The organism is Dyadobacter diqingensis (assembly GCF_024220585.1).
Lineage (GTDB): Bacteria > Bacteroidota > Bacteroidia > Cytophagales > Spirosomataceae > Dyadobacter > Dyadobacter diqingensis.
In genome coordinates, this window is the sequence record NZ_JAMXKF010000004.1 from 144,665 (window position 1) to 160,703 (window position 16,039).

The window sequence follows — 16,039 nt, forward strand, 5'->3', positions numbered from 1 at the left end:
TGATCATGACACTTTCAACCCGACGTTCATTTTTTAAATCTTCATTAGGCTTATTCGCGCTGGCTTTGCCTGAATGGTCGTTGCCCGCCCAGGCACTGGAATGTATTGTCCGGCCTCCAAAACTATCATTTTCTACGCTCGGATCTCCTGCCTGGTCACTGGCTACCATCCTGAAAACAGCAGTGGAAAATGGATATCAGGGTGTGGAGCTTCGAGGGCTGCAAAATGAAATGGATTTGACCAAATGCCCTGAATTTAGTAGTGCTGAACGCGCCGCTCAGACCCGAAAGTTGTTTGCTGATCAGGGAGTTCAGATTATCAACCTAGGTTCGTCAGCCCAGCTACACCATGCCGATATTGCCAAAAGACGACAGAACATCGCCGAAGCTCAGCGATTTATTGATCTGGCTCAGCAACTTGGCTGCCCTTATGTGCGCGTGTTCCCCGACCAGTTACCTGCTGACCAGCCGCGTGAACACACGATCAGGCTTATTAGCGAAGGTTTACTGGAATTGGGTGACTATGCCAAAAAACGTTCTGTTACGGTTCTGCTTGAATCGCACGGGGAGTTAACCCGGAGCGATTTACTGATCCAGATTATGACTGCTGCTGAACACTCGAATGTCGGTCTGATCTGGGATGTGTTCAACATGTGGATAGACAGCCACGAAAATGTTGTCGACGTATACCGGAAGTTGAAGAAGTATATTCGTCATACGCATATAAAAGACGGTATAAATGAAAATGGCAAACACCGCTACACACTGATCGGGCAGGGGCAGGCACCGCTTCACGAAGCCATTAAGGCCTTGGTGGATGGAGGTTATCAGGGTTTTTACAGCTTTGAGTGGGAAAAGCGGTGGCACCCCGAACTTGAAGAGCCAGAAGTGGCCATGGCGCATTACCCGACTGCGATCAAGGCTTATTTTTAAAAATGCAAACAAATACACAACCATTTCAGCCAGAATGAAACAAGTGATCAGTCTATTCTCGTTCGTTACTTTTTGGGCAATAATGCTTCCGATGCCGGCATACGGTGCTAGTTCCAAAAAAATTTGCTCCCCGTTCTGTACGCCAATTTTGGCTTCGGATACCAATCAAATTTTGTCCGTTGTGTATCCTGCCCTAACCAAACGGGAAGGATTAGGCTTGCATTTACCCAAGCCGCCTGTGCAGCACCCGCGGCTTTATCTGACCGGCAAAGATATTCCCGGATTAAAAGAAAAGACTGCCAGTCCATTACTTAGGGATTGCTGGAACAAAATTGTTGATGCAGCCGCTTTCAGCACCGACGGCTACCTGCCTCTGACTGGTCAGACGCACAATAATAATATAGCGGTAAGTAATGCCATTGAAGCAAAGGCACTCATGTATGTGCTGAATAAACAGGCAGACCTGGGTCGGGATGCTGTTGATGCCGTATTGCATTATTACGCAACACTAAAGATCAGCCCGGATCGTCCGGATGTGACACGGGAAGTAGGCCGTGCAATTGTAACCGGGTCAATGGTTTACGACTGGTGTTACGATTTGCTAACGGACGCCGAGAAAACCACCCTTATTGGCCGCATGGAAACACTGGCTACAGCCATGGAAATTGGATGGCCTCAGATCAAAGGCAGTTCGCTGACGGGTCACACAGTCGAAGCACAGTTATCCAGGGATATGCTTTCGTTAGCCATTGCTACCTATAACGAAAATCCAAATATTTATAACCGGGTGGCAGGCCGCATCTTCGCCGAATTTGTCCCGGCCCGCCGTTTTTACTACCCTGCCGGATACCACCACCAAGGGAGTGCTTATGGCGCGTATCGTTTTAGTTGGGAGATGTATGCCACGTTTATCTTCGATCGGATGGGTTACCCGGATTTGTATGGAAAGGAGCAAAAAAAAGTGCCCTATTACTTTATCTACGCCCGGCGGCCCGACGGGCAATTGTTACGGAATGGCGACGATTATAATGAACATTCGCACCGGTTTGGCAAATGGTGGCAATTAGGTCAGAGTGCGATGTTTTTAGCAGGCAGCTATCACAATGATCCCGTCATGCTAGCCGAAGCGCTCAAAGAACGCACCATAGGTGAATCCCGTGACTACCTTTTTGAGTTTCTTTTTTCTAATAAGAAAGCCATTAGCGCAGCTAATAAGACATCGCTTCCACTCACAAATTACTTTGCCCCTCCGTTTGGGGCAATGATTGCCAGAACCGGCTGGGAAGACGGGTTAAAATCCCCCAGTGTCGTAGCTGAAATGAAAGTGCAAACTTACAATTTTGTTAACCATCAGCATTTGGATGCAGGCAGTTTTCAGCTCTACTACAAAGGCCCGATGGCGGTCCAGTCCGGGGTATATCAAGGTATAAATGGCACGTATGGCGATGAACATTTTAAAAACTATGCCCAACGATCCATTGCCCATAATACCCTGCTGGTTTACGATCCGAATGAGAAATTTACCTGGCATTCAAAAGCAGTTCGCAATGACGGCGGTCAACGTTACCCTAATGATGCCCATGAACCCGACACGCTAAATGAAGTAATCGGACGGGGCTACAAAACCGGGCAGGTACTGGCACACGCGGTCGGGCCAGACCCCGTGAAGCCAGAGTTTTCCTACTTAAAAGGGGAATTGGCCGAAGCGTATTCGGACAAGGTGAAAAGCTTCAAAAGATCATTTGTGTTTCTGAATTTTAACGAACCTGCAATCCCCGCTGCACTAATTGTTTTTGACCAAGTTAGCGTTTCTGACCCGGATTTTAGAAAATACTGGTTGCTGCATACGGTGGAAGAGCCGATGATTGAAGGAATACGTACTACCGTAAAGCGGACCGGGAGGGGTTATGGCGGAAAAATGATTAATACAACCTTGCTTCCTATGGCAAATGATCTGACTATTGATAAGATAGGAGGGCCAGGAAAGGAGTACGATGTATTTGGCGTTAACTATCCGCAGGCTGTCAATCCATCGACGAGTTCAGCAGACAGTACAGTCTGGCGCATACAGGTCCGACCTAAAAAGTCAGCAGCCGAAAACTCATTTTTGAATGTCATGCAGGTGATGGATATACATAATACATCCCCAGTAGACAAATTGCCTAAGTTGGTAGAAACAGAGGAGTTTATCGGAACAAGAATAGGTGACAGGGTGGTATTATTTAGCAAAAACGGACGGCTCGTCGGCGAGCAATTTCATCTGAAAATAACCGGAAAGGGTGTAGTAAAGGTATTGATTGCCGATGTGCAGGAAGGTGATTGGAAAGTCAGTTCAAAAAATAGCAATAATCAAATCAAAAGTGTTTCGCAAGTATTATACCTGACACTTGACGCAGGAGATTATACATTTTCAAGAAAGTGAACGGATATTTTATCGCCGGGTTGTGGTTAAAAAATCGTGTAATTGGAATACCCATTATACATTTGGACTGAAAACCAGATTGGTTTTTCAAAGATAGGTCAATTGCCAAAAGGTGTAAGAATCAACCTTATGAATGGGAAGCAAGTTGCATTTGTAAGATCCAATAGCAGTTTACGACTTAACCAATCCTTAACGACCCAAATTTCTTCAAATGATCAAAACCGGTGAACCAGTCAGATTTTACCCGCCAAATTAACATTCAGTAAGTATCAGATTTCGGCGACCGGGTTATGCTTGAAAAAAGCGTAACCCGGTGTTTTTTCGATGACAAAAAAATGGCTTTATACTCCTGAAATAGGTTCCGGAATTTGTTAGAAATAATAAAATTCACATATAATGGCCTGGTGAAAAAATAAATTTTCGGAGGTTATGCAGGATTTTTTTTAAAATATAAAGACGATGCTTGCGAACGGTTAATAGATCAGACTGTGAAATGTTCTCTATTGTAATGTGTTGTAAATAAGTAACTTATGGTTATTTGATTCTTCTGATTTACTTAACGGCGATTTAGATATTGAGATGAAAACCGTGTATGAGAGTCTTGAACCCTAATTGCGTTAAATAAAAAAAGATCAAGCCGGTAGGTTTGATATAGAAATTTTTTGTAGAATTGTTGTGTCGTATAACAGCTACGTATTCAATTAGTTGCTATATCGACTACTTATCGTAACCTTTAAAAACTATACTTTACTCGCACTTTGATGAACAAATTAATTCTACAAGCAGCTCTTGGATTTCTTGCGAGCGGCCTCTTTCAACAAGCGAAAGCGCAGGTTGGCGTTGGTACGCTGACACCGGACGCGAGCGCACAGCTCGACGTAAAATCTGACACAAAAGGCGTACTCGTGCCGCGAATGACCTCCGCCCTTCGGACAGCCATTGTAAGGCCGGCAGACGGGTTGCTGGTTTATGACACGAACACAAAAGGTTTTTGGTATTTTAAAAGCGGAACCGGTTGGGCGAAGATTGATGATGCGACACTCGCATTGCCTTACGCGGGCAGCGGAACGAATGCGGCCCCTCTATTTTCTATGACCAATCAGGGAGCAGGTGCTGCATTACAGGGCGTGGCGGCCGGTACCGGAGCAGCTGGCCTGTTTAAAAACACGAATGCCACAAATACGGACGGCAACGTCTTAACCGTTGAAACCAATGGGAATGGGAATATTCCTGACAACAAACTGGGGAATGCCGGCTCCTTTCTGGTGAATAATAACAGCAGTGTAAGCGCAGCCGTGCGGGGAGAGGTGAATACTATATTCGGTAACTTTGGTGCGGCGGGTTTGTTTGGGATTACTTCGGGTACTGGTGGGTTTGGAGGCTTGTTCCACGCCTCTAACACGACGGGTAATGGCCGGGCTCTGGTGGCAATATCGGACGGCAACGGCAACGCCATTACCGCCAACGCTGCAAAAGCTGGCAATGGCATCGAAACGAACATTGATGGCAGTGGTAATGCGTTGTATGCCTGGGTGCCCAGCTTTGCGACAGGCCGTGCAGGACGGTTTGAAAATTTTAATGAAGACAATGAAACTGATTTGCTCACCGCGAAGACGGTAGGAAACGGAATTGCCGGTAACTTCCTTGTTGACCGGACAACAGGCACCTCTCCGGCGGTAAGAGGAGAAGTAAATTCAATATTTGCCAACTTCGGAACAGCGGGCGTGATGGGCATATCTTCCGGCACGGGTGGTTATGCAGGCCTGTTCTATTCGTCCAATGCTGCCGGTAATGGTCCCGCGCTGTTGGCCTTAACAGAAGGGAATGGAAATGGCCTCACTGCAAATGCCGGCCGCAACGGGGATGGCGTTGAAGCCACTGCGGACGGGGACGGTAATGCGATTTATGGCTGGACACCAAATTTTGGCACTGGTAGAGCGGCACGGTTTTCTAACTTCAACACAGCTAACGTAAATCCTACGGTTCACGTTACCAACTCGGGACCGGGAAGCGCGCTGTTGGTCAACCACACCGGTGCTAGCGGTAACCTGGCGACGTTGCAAAGCGCAGGAGTCAACGTAGCGCGCATCAACAAAGCAGGAAGGGGCTTTTTTAACGGAGGTACACAGAACAGCGGGGCCGATATCGCAGAAGCATTCGACGTGATCAGTGATGTTTCGGAATATGAGCCCGGTGATGTGTTAAGCATTGCAACCTCCAAAGACCGCACCATCGAAAAAAGTGCTGGCGCTTATTCCTCTCTGGTATTGGGTGTATACGCTACCAAGCCCGGTGTGTTGCTGACCGAGGAAAACATTGACAGCGATCTGACCGGGAAAGTGCCTATGGGTGTAGTGGGCGTGATTCCTACCAAAGTATGCCCGGAAGGTGGAGCGATTCAGCGGGGTGATTTGCTGGTTACTTCTTCTATACCCGGTGTTGCCATGAAAGCCGATAAGGCAAAGGTAGAAGCAGGACAAGTTCTTGGTAAAGCCTTGCAGAATTTCGAGGGCGACGGAGTTGGTAAAATCAATGTGTTTGTTAATGTTAAATAAAAACGTCAATCCATCACGTATTATGAAATGCTATCTGATCATTGCCATCATAGCTTTAACAGGCATAACGGCAAAAGCCCAAAACCGTTTCAATACCAATGAAAGTATCGCCAGCCAGATAAAAAACGGAACAGCGCCCGGCCTATTGTTTAGCGAGCCCGCTCCTGCAAAAAAAGAAAGTGTGACGGACCCCGTAAATAAGGAAAGCCTTGGCAAGCAGATCCGCAGCAATACCATGCCCGGTTTGTTGTACAAGACAACCACTGCAAAATCTCAAACAGACTTGAATATACAAGCTAAACCCGAGGTGCCGTTGGTTAACGATAAGGCTACGGATAACCAAAGCCGCCTTAAAAGTAGTAGTCCGAAAACTGATCAATAATCGGGATAGGAATAAGGCTTGGCAAGCAGTCTCCGATTGACTTTATTACGGATTTCAATTAACGTTGTCCGGAGAATTTAGAAATACTTTACCCGTTGACAGATGACAACCAGTCAATCTGTCAACGGTTTTTTTGATCAGATAGGCAGCTAATGTAAGCAGATCAAATTTGGTCAGAAACTTTTGTGATGTCTTAAAGCATTAACTTAAATACCGGATTTAAACCATAACTATTTAATCAGATAGACGCCATTGGCTGACTTTGAAACGGCTTGTCCATTTTGAGAAACCTTCGAAACATTAGCCCAGCCATTACATTTTGCGTTATTGATATAAGTTTCCAATTTCATTTTAGCCAATACCTTTCCGCTCAATTCGAAGGAAAATTCCGGATCATTCAATTTTCGGGATTCTTGAATCAGCATCGAAATAAAAAATACATCATCCTGTATAGCCAGATCCTCCACATGTTTTTGTCGGTTATTTTCCAGATAAGACACCTTGATCTTTGCAGCACTGTCCAGATCAGCAGGGTAGGTAAGCGATCCATCCATTATTTGAACAGCAATCTCCGGAGGCGGCGCCTGGCAATCCATACGATTGTCACAACCAGTTAAGAAGCAGGTAATTAGTAATAGACAAGAAAATGATAAATTACTCTGAATTAACGACAGCTTCATAACATTGATAGAGTTTGTTTATTCTTAGACACACAATTGACTCGTTACGTTGCAATCTCCTTTCCAAACCTTTCGATCTCGAAATAGCCATACGCGCTTTCCGGGCATCATGGCCCCATTCTAATATGACTGCCGAGTGATGTTTCTTATATGAAGTGGTGGTGGTTGTTGGCAAAGATGCTATTGAATCTAGGTTAGGGTAATGAAAAATAGCAAAATAAAATCCTGTTGGGAGAAATAATGAATACTACGCTTGCTAGTATCCCTCTCTACTTTGTTGGATGAGGTGTGATAAGCTATACCTGGATGTATCCGCCACCGTCCAGAGAAATACCCTTTTTAAAGCTGTCGGTTCCTCTATTTGGGTCAAACTCGTAAAATAGGAGGTTTTACGTAAGAAGAAATGAACATGGCAGGGTAACCGCCATCAAGTACCCAGTCAGGAGTAGATACCAGTATTTTTTACTTTTTATTAAAAAAAAGAGAACGCCTATGAATCCGGAATTTCCTGCTGCCGTTCCCGAAATACCGGTCAGTGATTTGACGAGCGCTGCAGCCTATTATGAACGCGTTCTTGGTTTCAGTATTGACTGGGGCGGTGAGGATGGCGGGATTACCGGGATCTCAAAAGGACATTGCAGAATGTTTCTCACGGACAATTCCTTTCGGGAACATTATCGCAATAAGGGGCCTGTACTGGTATGGATTAATCTGGACAGTAAGGAACAGGTTTATGAGCTTTATAGGTTTTGGAGTGGACAGCAGGCCAGAATTGTTTCGCCGCCAGAGGCGAAGCCATGGGGTTTGTATGAGTTCACAGTCGCCGATCCGGACAATAATCTGTTCCGGATTTTTTACGATTTTGCCACACCGGAACGCGAGGGGATTCCGGGCTCTTCCAGTCAGCAGTAGTAGAAGTTGAAATTTTTATGGGCAGCTTACAACAGAATAACACGGTTTGATTGGTTTTCAGGCTGCGTTTATACACCTGGGTAAATTATTTCAGTTCCATTAAAGACAATGAGCATATGTTACCTGCCATTATATCAAAAGTTAAAAATACTGTTTTGCTTGATGGTATCATGATTAGTTTTAAGCAAATCAATGAAGATTTCAATTTATGTTTCCAGACGGTAAAATGGATCTGATAGCCACTTGTATGTTATTCACGCAATTTTCGCAGACCTGCAATTCACTACTATGATACAACCAACTGAAATGAAATTAGACCTGCCAATGGAACTCTCCCGTGGTTGCATGTCAACGACTACCAAAGTGTGGAACGTTTTAGCTGCAAGTAAAAACGGTGATCTGGACGCAGTTAAAGCAATGGTCGATGAACATCCTGAACTTGCGTATGCCCAGTATAACTATACGCCGCCTATCCATTTTGCTGTACGAGAAGGGCATATCGATTTAGTGAAGTTTCTGTTGGCCAATGGAGCGTATGACCCCAGCTATAAAATTTATCCATTTTTGGATACTCTTCCAACAATTGCGCAAGACAGAGGTTACTATGAAGTCGATAGATTACTGAATGAATTTGTAGCCAGTCCTTCCTCACATAAATTTAAAGGAGATAATGGAAAAATTTTCTTCGACAGGACGGATTTGCAAAATGAATTTGAAAAAGCCGTTGATATGGAAGATTTGGAGAGCGTAGCAGAAATACTGAGAAAAAATCCCGACTTCGCAAGAGACGAAACATATTTTTGGGCTGAGGGAATTTTAACGTTTGCTGCCAAAGAAAACAATCGGGCAATGATTGATCTTTTGTCAGGCTGTGGAGCCAAAGTTCCCGACATCTTAAAATGGACACAATTTTATTATTTTGAACATGATGAAGGGGCAGCTTACATTATGGAAAAAGGAATGAACCCTGATACTATGAGCTGGCAGCATGTAACTATCCTTCATGATATGGCCCAAAAAGGGCATTTACAAAAAGCCGAACTGCTTATCAAATATGGTGCAAACTTAAACCCTGTTGACGAAGAATACCGGTCTACACCGCTCGGAATGGCTGCAAGATGGGGGCACATAGAAATGGTGAGATACTTAATAGCACAAGGTGCAGACTCAGGCAAAGCCGGTGCATCCTGGGCAACTCCTCTTGCCTGGGCAAAGAAACGGGGACATGCTGAAATTGAAGAAATCCTACTGAACGCAGGAGCGACCAGGAAAGGCAAATGAAGCGAAATAGGAAGTTTGCCGTTTCTGCAAGGTTATCATATTACATCGGGACCGAACGGGGAATCGGTAATTACTAAAATTCAAGCCAATTATTTCCAGAATCTCACAAAAAGAGCCAGCGGTATCAGATCTCTTTGTATCTAACCTGTTTTTAGCCATCCTGCTTTGTGAACAATCGGCGTTATTTCCGGATTGATGTTTTGAATTAACATACGGAGCCTCGAAAAAAACGGCAGACATAGCAAGAATTTGCTATTGTGTTGTATCGATTGGTTGCTTTCTTTTGCGTCGTTGTGTCCAATAGGTAATACACAAAGGATCGTTTCAGTCCGGTCGTCGATCTGGCTCCGCAAATAATCTGGATATACCCTTATTTTTTCAAAATATTTATGAAAAAACTTCTTCTTTTATCTTTATTTATAATCATCTGTCAACCAGAATTGTATGCGCAGGATGTAATCAAAAGCAGGATTGATAATTTTGCGGTGAAGACAGGCGCTATTTCGTCTATCAATAAAGCAACAGGCTCGCTCAGTCTCCTCAGATTTCCATCCGATAAGCCTCTCACTATTTCCGGCTCAGGGGCTAGGGAGAAATCGGTAAATTTCATCAGAGGAAATGCCGGCCTTTTAGGTATCAGATCCGGAAATGACCAGTATACTTTTAGCAAACTTGAAAAAGACAATATTGGGCTGGAGCACGTCACATTGCAACAGCGCTACAATGGCGTACCTGTATTTGATGGTTTGATGAAATTCCACTACGATAAAAAGGGCGCTTTAACTTCGGTCAACGGGAACCACATTTCCGGTATCAAACTGAACGTGAATCCGACTATTTCGAGCTCGGAAGCTAGTAAAATTGCTGTCGATATGGTAGAAATTCAGAAGCCGTTGCGATCAAGGCAGCTTCTGTGGGCAAAAAACATAAAGTTGGAAGTGTTCCAGAAAGGGCTGGTGCAGGGATACGAGGGGAGAAAACATCTGGTGTTTGAAATAGAAGTCGGAAACGGAGCGGACGTGCGCGAGTTCTTATTCATTGACGCGCATAGCAGAGAGCTGGTAGAACAGTTTACAGGAATTCATTCCATCAACCGGGAACTGTACCAACCAACGTATTTGCCTGCAAACTTACTTTGGAAAGAAGGCGACGCATTTCCCGAAATATTGGATAAGTGGCAGCGTTCTGAAATAGAATCGGCGGGTCATATTTACAATCTGATGAAAAATGCATTTGGACGGGTGGGTTATGACGGAGCCGACGCTAAAATGATTACCACGCATAATAATCCTGATATTGTGTGTCCAGGGGCACTGGGAAGTTGGAATGGTACTTCTACTAATTTTTGTTCCACCACTGCATCCGACGACTTAGTTGCGCATGAATGGGCGCATGCTTACACACAGTACACCAACGGACTTGTTTACTCTTTTCAGTCAGGCGCGCTGAATGAATCCTATTCGGATATTTGGGGTGAAACTGTTGATCTGTTAAATTCGTATATGGATGAGGGGGAAAATCGCGCGCTGCGCACCTCGGCTTGCGGAAGTTCTTCACGCTGGTTGATCACCGAAGCTGCCAGCACAGGCGTCGCAAGGGATATGTGGAACCCGAATTGCTATGGAGATGCGGGCAAGGTTTCCGATATACAGTATTTTTGCACGCTTGCCAACAATGGTGGTGTCCATCATAATTCCGGGGTTAATAACCATGCCTATGCACTTCTTGTAGACGGTGGAACTTACAATGGGCAGACGATTAATGGCATAGGTCTGACAAAAGCCGCTCACATTTTCTGGCGTGCGCAAAGCAATTATCTGACCCGGACCAGTGATTTTTTCGCGCAGGCGGATGCGTTGGAATCATCAGCAAATGACCTTTTAGCAGCAGGCACCAATTTACCTGCTCTTTCTACTTCTGACGGAGCTCCAACTTTATCAGGTCAGGTGATCACGGCTAATGATCTGGTTCAGCTCGGGAAGGTTCTTTTGGCAGTTGAAATGAGGACACCACCACCTTGCAAAGTCCCAAAATTGTTTGCCGATGCTCCTACTCAATGTGAAGGAGCTATTTCGGGAGTGATCTTTCAGGAGAATTTTGAAGACGGACTGGCAGGTTGGACTGCTTCGGCAATTCCAACTGATCCGGTAAATTTTACCTCGCGTAACTGGGCGGCTGTCGCAAGCAAGCGGGGCAAAAGCAATGTTGCCTTTGCAGCTGACCCGAACATTGGAGATTGTTCCGCCGGCACTGGCTCAGAGACTGGTGTGCTGAGGCTTCAGAGCCCTTCGATAACCATTCCTCCGGGCACGTCCGGCGATATACTTATGTCTTTTTACCACTTTGTCGCAACTGAGGGTGGATATGATGGCGGCAATATCAAGATTTCTATTAATGGAGGATCCTGGACCTTGCTGCCTGCAAGTGCATTTACGGCGAATGGATATCTGATGAACCTCGAACCAACAAATAACAGTTCTAACCCGCTCGCCGGAGAGCCGGCGTTCTCAGGATCTGCTCAGCTTCAGGAATTAAGTGCATGGGCACAAAGTCAGGTTAATTTGAGTGCAGCGGGTGTCTTAGCGGGGCAGACCGTTGCGCTTCGCTGGGAATTAGGAACTGATTATTGCGGAGGAAATGATGGTTGGTATGTCGACGATATTCTGGTTTATTCCTGCTCAGTGCCGGCAGTTTCCTTCTTCGCTGCTGCTTCATCTGCGAATGAGTCAGATGCGGCCATAGATAATGACTGTCTGGATTATGTAGAAAAAACGGTTGCTGTAAAAATAGACAAAGCGCCGACGCAGCCGGTCACCGTTACGTTTTCTGCCGCAGGAACCGCCCGGCAGGGTGCTAACGGAGACTACACGATTACTCCCGCGTCGGTAGTACTTTCATCCGCGAACCTTAGCCAAAATGTGACTTTGAGAATTTATGATGATGCTTACGTAGAACCCAATGAAACGGTTGTGCTGACCTATGGCCTTTCGACCACAGGTAATGCTTTTGCGGGGGCAGCCAACCAAAGCCATACTGTGGTAATCAAGGATAATGATGTCATCCCTGCCAAAGACGCGGTTATTCCGGTTTTTCAGGAAGATTTCAATGACGGGTTGAGTGGGTGGAATATCATCAATGGTGGTAGTTCTGCTGAAACCTGGCAGGTGAGACCAAAATACTATGAAGGCTTCACCCCCGACAAAAGTCCATTTTTATTTGCTGACAGCAGATTACCAGGTCCGGATACTAAACTTGATGAAATCATTGAGTCTCCGGTATTTAATACCAGGGGAATGACGGGACTAACTTTAAAGTTTAAACAGATCTTTAACGTGTTTCAAAATCAATTTAATGAATACGGCATAACCGAGGTATGGAATGGAAATTCCTGGGTTACCGTTCACGTGCAAGATCAGAATAGTGGCGTCAGGGGATGGTGGACGGCTTTGGATGAGGTAATTATTCCCATTCCTGATGCATATGCCAACGAAAATATGAAGGTAAGGTTCCGGTACGTCACAGACTTTGATAATTTTTGGGTTATTGACGATGTTACCGTTACCCGGACACCTGCAAATGCAATACAATCAGCAGTAGACGCAGGAAGCTCTGCGTATCTGGGTCCCAAAGAGACGGCGTATTTTTACGGAACATCAGGAAACCTGATCGCCAAAATTGAAAATCTTACCACGCATGACTACGGTTGTACGACCGTGGAGATTGACAGAGCAGGTACGGGCAAAATGACCTGGGTAGGCAACCATAACATTACCAAGAAAACTTTTAAAGTAACGCCAACCAATAACAATCCGAATGGTGAATATACGATCACGCTCTATTATACTGCTGCTGAGCTGGCAGGATTTTCGGGTGCTGAGATAAAATCGATGGGTAAAAGTACAGGAGCGATCGGAGCCGGGAACACCCTGGGGAATTCATTTACCGCATTGAATGTCGCTTCCGCTTACAGCACGGACTTTGCTTATTCTGCAACATTTAATTCAGGATTTTCAGGCTTTGGATTGTCCGATGCGCCGGCAGCCGATGGACCGTTGCCGGTGACACTTGTCAGGTTTGAAGGAAAAAATACTGCTGAGGGCAATTTGTTAAGCTGGACAACCACTTCGGAAATTAACAGTGACTATTTTTCAGTGGAGCACTCCATGACTGGCAAAAATTTCAAGGAGGTTGGTCGTATGTTGGTGAGCGAAAACTCTTCGATAAAACAGGAGTATCAGTTTCTGGATACGAATTATGAGCAGGGAATCACTTACTACCGTTTGAAACAAATTGATAAGGATGGCAAGTTTGCATTCAGTAAGATTGTTGCTATTGATTCTCCGAACGGTAAGCAAATCAGATTCTTCCCCAATCCGGTACAGTCCGTGCTGACCATGGAGTTACCTGACCCGTCACTGTCTTCAGTTGACGTGCGTGTGATAAACACATCCGGTCAGCAGGTGATGACCAGGAAAGCCGTAATAGTGAACAAAGGTAGTGTTAGTATTGAGCTTGGCCATTTGCCAACTGGTATTTATCAGATCATAGCGACCAGTGGAAGGGCTGCTTACAACAAATCTGTGTTGAAGGAGTAGGCCAGATTTAGGTAACTGATGAAATAATACGCCCTTCTTCAGGGTTGTGGAATGCACCGCCCCCAAAAAGCTAGACACTTCTTGGGGGCGGCGCAGCTTCAAGCCTAGTTTGAAAAGGTTACACTTGCGACGTTAAAAAACGGGTATCTGGGGCTGCTCACGATGGAGGAAAAGAAGTTTACAGCTAGAAAAGATATCTGGCATCACAAGCGTACTGCTCTCTTAATCCCGTGCAGTTTCGACTGTCCGGTCAAACTTTACCTCTCGCAAAAATTGTTGCCCAACTTGCCAATTAGTCCAGTGTGCAGAGTTAACTCTGTTGTACTTACTGATCCTTTCTCTTCCGATAGATCTACCGCAACCCTCTTCAAAGATTCGTCAAATTCGTGAGATCCGTCGCGTTCATTTTCTTATAGTTAAATTTAACTATTAAGTCTGATTATTTCTGTCGCCTGACAAATGTAGTGATGTCATGTCAGGCCATCTTTACTGTTGCAATTCCTTACTCCCGACTGATAATTTGGGGCTGTCTATGTGCTTGTGACCGCTCTTTCAAAATTGTGACGTTTTTGTGACGCCCATTTTTAGCGTTTCGGTGACATAGCATGCTTAATTTGTTAAGTCGGCAGTGATGGTTACGGGATTGACCCGGTTGACCGTGCTACGACAACCTCTTCTATCATTCCTAAATCACAAAACCTATCAGATTATGGAGCCATTTATTGGTGAAATCAGGGCGTTTGGCACAGACACGCTTCCACAAAATTGGGCATACTGCGATGGTTCGCTGCTTTTAATTGAGAAGCATATCGACTTGTATATCCTGATCAAGAACGACTATGGTGGCGACGGGATTACGAATTTCGCGCTGCCGGATCTCCGGTCGCGGGTTCCGGTTGGGCAAAGTCCTGAGAACCCTGTCGGTCATCAGGGAGGTTCGGAGTTGGTACACCTGAGTGTGGAAAATTTGCCTGCGCACAATCACCTGCCCGCATGTAATACGTCCGGCAAAGCTGATTCAAAAGACGCAACCGATGCTTTCTGGTCAGGTGGGGCGGAACGTGGATCACGCTATGCACCAGCACCGGGAAGTATCAGTATGAATACCGAAAGCGTTGTGCCCGATGGGGGTGGCGTGCCTCATGAAAACCGGATGCCGGTTCTCGCCGTTACTTACATGATCGCACTGGCTGGCTTAAAGCCCTTATTTACTTAACCGCTAACCCATCTGATATTTTATGCTACCCTATGTTTCAGAAATCAGGAGTTTCGCTTTTTCACAGGTACCAATGGATTGGGAACCCTGCGACGGGCGCTTGTTGCAGGTCAATGATTATACAATGCATCTCTTTTTGCTGATCGGAACGACTTTTGGGGGAGATGAGAACCATTTCAGGTTGCCAGATCTTCGGAACAGAACGATCATCGGGAGCGGGCCGGAACATCGGGCCTTTACGCAAGGAGGTGAGCAGACGCATCAGCTGATTTACCAGGAGATGCCCAGGCACCATCACACGGCCACAGCGAGTGTCAATGGTTCGGACAGCGTGACGCCGAAGGACAATTTCTGGCCTTCCGACGCTGGTTACGCAACGCACAATGACAACACGATGAGCGACCAAGCTACCGGGAAGGTGGGAGGTGATGTCCCCCATAATAACATGTCACCCTATCTGGCGATTAACTATGCCATTTGTGTCAAAGGGTTTCCTCCGCCGCCGGATTTTAAGATTGTATATGATTTCGCGGGTACGATCAGGGCTTTTCCTAAAATACTTTACAAGGGCTGGTGGCTTCCATGTGACGGAACTGTCTTGCCGATTGAGCATTATAAAACATTGTTTTCTGTGATCGGCTGGACCTATGGCGGCAACAAAAGCACAACATTCGCACTGCCGGATTTGCGGGGACGCGCGACGGTCAACTGGGGCAAACCCGAGGGACTTTCTCCCTACCGATTGGGAGAAAAGGGTGGGGAAACGATGGTAAAGCTGACAACCGATCACATGCCGCGGCATAATCACACCGCTTTGGCCAGCACAAGGGGCAATACCACGCAGCCCGGGGGCCATGTATGGGCTAATGAAGACAGACGTCCCCCTGTCGATGGTTTTGCCAGCCAAAAAGGCGAAGGGGCGGTAATGAACCCCGCTGCCCTCGGTGAAGCGGGCGGGGACCAGCCGCACAATAATATGATGCCTTACCTGACATTGGAATACATGATCGCCGCTGGCGGGGATATGCCCTTTAATTCCTAATAAAATCTCTATTCATAACCAC

At 45.9% G+C, this 16,039-nt stretch carries 10 protein-coding genes; 9 read left to right on the top strand and 1 reads right to left on the bottom strand.

Annotated features, from left to right (window positions below; all coding sequences use genetic code 11):
* Positions 1 to 5: 5 nt before the first annotated feature.
* The 4 genes from M1L62_RS13100 to M1L62_RS13115 all read left to right on the top strand — a co-directional run bounded on the left by M1L62_RS13100 (position 6) and on the right by M1L62_RS13115 (position 6,291).
* Positions 6 to 932, top strand: coding sequence for a sugar phosphate isomerase/epimerase family protein (locus tag M1L62_RS13100; protein WP_254560035.1), 927 nt, complete (start codon positions 6 to 8; stop codon positions 930 to 932).
* A 181-nt stretch (positions 933 to 1,113) separates the two neighbouring features.
* Positions 1,114 to 3,354: a heparin/heparin-sulfate lyase HepB gene (gene hepB / locus M1L62_RS29570; RefSeq protein WP_254560036.1), complete on the top strand. Its 2,241-nt coding sequence runs from the start codon at positions 1,114 to 1,116 to the stop codon at positions 3,352 to 3,354.
* Between the two features lie 761 nt (positions 3,355 to 4,115).
* Complete coding sequence (locus tag M1L62_RS13110) at positions 4,116 to 5,909, top strand: phage tail-like protein (RefSeq protein ID WP_254560037.1); 1,794 nt, start codon at positions 4,116 to 4,118, stop codon at positions 5,907 to 5,909.
* A 22-nt stretch (positions 5,910 to 5,931) separates the two neighbouring features.
* Positions 5,932 to 6,291 carry a hypothetical protein gene (locus M1L62_RS13115; protein WP_254560038.1) on the top strand — a complete coding sequence of 120 codons (360 nt, stop codon included), beginning with the start codon at positions 5,932 to 5,934 and terminating at the stop codon, positions 6,289 to 6,291.
* 230 nt (positions 6,292 to 6,521) lie between these two features.
* Here M1L62_RS13115 and M1L62_RS13120 read toward each other — a convergent pair whose 3' ends face one another.
* Positions 6,522 to 6,845 carry a hypothetical protein gene (locus tag M1L62_RS13120; protein ID WP_254560039.1) on the bottom strand — a complete coding sequence of 108 codons (324 nt, stop codon included), beginning with the start codon at positions 6,843 to 6,845 and terminating at the stop codon, positions 6,522 to 6,524.
* Positions 6,846 to 7,463: 618 nt separating this feature from the next.
* Between M1L62_RS13120 and M1L62_RS13125 the strand changes: the two genes are divergently transcribed.
* The 5 genes from M1L62_RS13125 to M1L62_RS13145 all read left to right on the top strand — a co-directional run bounded on the left by M1L62_RS13125 (position 7,464) and on the right by M1L62_RS13145 (position 16,017).
* Positions 7,464 to 7,883, top strand: a complete 420-nt coding sequence (locus M1L62_RS13125) for a VOC family protein (RefSeq protein WP_254560040.1) — start codon at positions 7,464 to 7,466, stop codon at positions 7,881 to 7,883.
* A gap of 306 nt (positions 7,884 to 8,189) precedes the next feature.
* Entirely contained in the window at positions 8,190 to 9,164 is a 975-nt protein-coding gene (locus M1L62_RS13130; protein ID WP_254560041.1) for an ankyrin repeat domain-containing protein, read from the top strand.
* 389 nt (positions 9,165 to 9,553) lie between these two features.
* Entirely contained in the window at positions 9,554 to 13,759 is a 4,206-nt protein-coding gene (locus M1L62_RS13135) for a M4 family metallopeptidase (RefSeq protein WP_254560042.1), read from the top strand.
* A 709-nt stretch (positions 13,760 to 14,468) separates the two neighbouring features.
* Complete coding sequence (locus M1L62_RS13140; protein ID WP_254560043.1) at positions 14,469 to 14,975, top strand: phage tail protein; 507 nt, start codon at positions 14,469 to 14,471, stop codon at positions 14,973 to 14,975.
* Between the two features lie 22 nt (positions 14,976 to 14,997).
* A complete protein-coding gene (locus M1L62_RS13145) occupies positions 14,998 to 16,017 on the top strand; it encodes a phage tail protein (RefSeq protein ID WP_254560044.1) in 1,020 nt (339 codons plus the stop codon).
* Positions 16,018 to 16,039: the final 22 nt, after the last annotated feature.

Coding starts and splice junctions, on each gene's coding strand:
- M1L62_RS13100 (WP_254560035.1), top strand. CDS start 6: ATGACACTTTCAACCCGACGTTCATTTTTTAAATCTTCATTAGGCTTA.
- M1L62_RS13110 (WP_254560037.1), top strand. CDS start 4,116: ATGAACAAATTAATTCTACAAGCAGCTCTTGGATTTCTTGCGAGCGGC.
- M1L62_RS13115 (WP_254560038.1), top strand. CDS start 5,932: ATGAAATGCTATCTGATCATTGCCATCATAGCTTTAACAGGCATAACG.
- M1L62_RS13120 (WP_254560039.1), bottom strand. CDS start 6,845: ATGGATGGATCGCTTACCTACCCTGCTGATCTGGACAGTGCTGCAAAG.
- M1L62_RS13125 (WP_254560040.1), top strand. CDS start 7,464: ATGAATCCGGAATTTCCTGCTGCCGTTCCCGAAATACCGGTCAGTGAT.
- M1L62_RS13130 (WP_254560041.1), top strand. CDS start 8,190: ATGAAATTAGACCTGCCAATGGAACTCTCCCGTGGTTGCATGTCAACG.
- M1L62_RS13135 (WP_254560042.1), top strand. CDS start 9,554: ATGAAAAAACTTCTTCTTTTATCTTTATTTATAATCATCTGTCAACCA.
- M1L62_RS13140 (WP_254560043.1), top strand. CDS start 14,469: ATGGAGCCATTTATTGGTGAAATCAGGGCGTTTGGCACAGACACGCTT.
- M1L62_RS13145 (WP_254560044.1), top strand. CDS start 14,998: ATGCTACCCTATGTTTCAGAAATCAGGAGTTTCGCTTTTTCACAGGTA.